The organism is Aerococcus sp. L_32, assembly GCF_050689315.1.
This window is the reverse complement of the sequence record NZ_JBOEQF010000609.1, coordinates 1-1,039: the sequence shown is the minus strand read 5'-3', so window position 1 is coordinate 1,039 and position 1,039 is coordinate 1. Positions and strand designations below refer to the sequence as shown.

The 1,039-nt window shown below is 38.5% G+C and carries 1 protein-coding gene; it reads left to right on the top strand.

What is annotated here, in order from left to right; all coding sequences use genetic code 11:
• On the top strand, nucleotides 1-837 hold an 837-nt coding region (gene glyA, locus ACRCJ0_RS15130), incomplete at its 5' end, for a serine hydroxymethyltransferase (protein WP_431391032.1).
• Nucleotides 838-1,039: the final 202 nt, after the last annotated feature.

Below are 1,039 nucleotides of genomic sequence, written 5' to 3'. Positions count from 1 at the left end.
AAGAAATATAACTTTATTGCTTACAATGTCACAAATGATGAAGAATATATTGATTATGCTGAAATCGACCGCTTAGCCAAAGAACACCAACCTAAATTAATCGTTGCCGGTGCTTCAGCTTATGCGCGCACGATTGATTTTGAAAAAATTGCTGAAACTGCTAAAGCAGTTGGTGCATACTTTATGGTTGATATGGCTCACATTGCTGGTTTAGTTGCAGCGGGTCTACATCCAAATCCAATTCCTTATGCAGACGTTGTGACTTCTACAACGCATAAAACTTTACGTGGACCTCGCGGTGGTTTAATCCTAACTGCGAACGCAGATTACGGTAAGAAATTAAACTCTGCTATTTTCCCTGGTATTCAAGGTGGACCTTTAGAGCACGTGATTGCTGCCAAAGCTGTTGCCTTCGGTGAAGCCTTACAAGACGACTTTAAAGACTACCAGGCGCAAATTATCAAAAATGCCAAAGCCTTTGAAAAAGTCTTCAATGAAGAAGGCATTCCAATGGTATCTGGTGGAACAGACAACCACTTGTTATTACTAAAAGTTATCGGTTTTGACGTGACAGGTGCTGAAATCGAAACAGCCTTAGATGAAGTTGGTATTACTGTAAATAAAAATACTATTCCAAACGAAACTTTAAGTCCATTTAAGACAAGCGGTATCCGTATTGGTACGCCTGCCATCACCACTCGTGGATTTAAAGAAGCGGAGTCTGAACAAGTGGCTCGATTGATTGCTAAAATCATCAGAAATCCTCAAGATGAAGCTGTTCGTGCTGATGTTCGTGCGTCTGTTAAAGCCTTAACTGAAGCAATTCCATTAAAATAATCTCATTTATAGGACTTGAAGGCCTAGCTTACTTGCGCTAGACTTTTAAGTCCTATATAATATCTAGAGTTTGAGCAAAATTAATTGGCTGCATAAAATTTAAAAGTGAGGTAAATATTCATGAGTAAATTAGTTGTAATTGATCACCCTTTAGTACAACACAAGATGGCTATGTTACGTGATAAAGATTTAGGCACTAAAG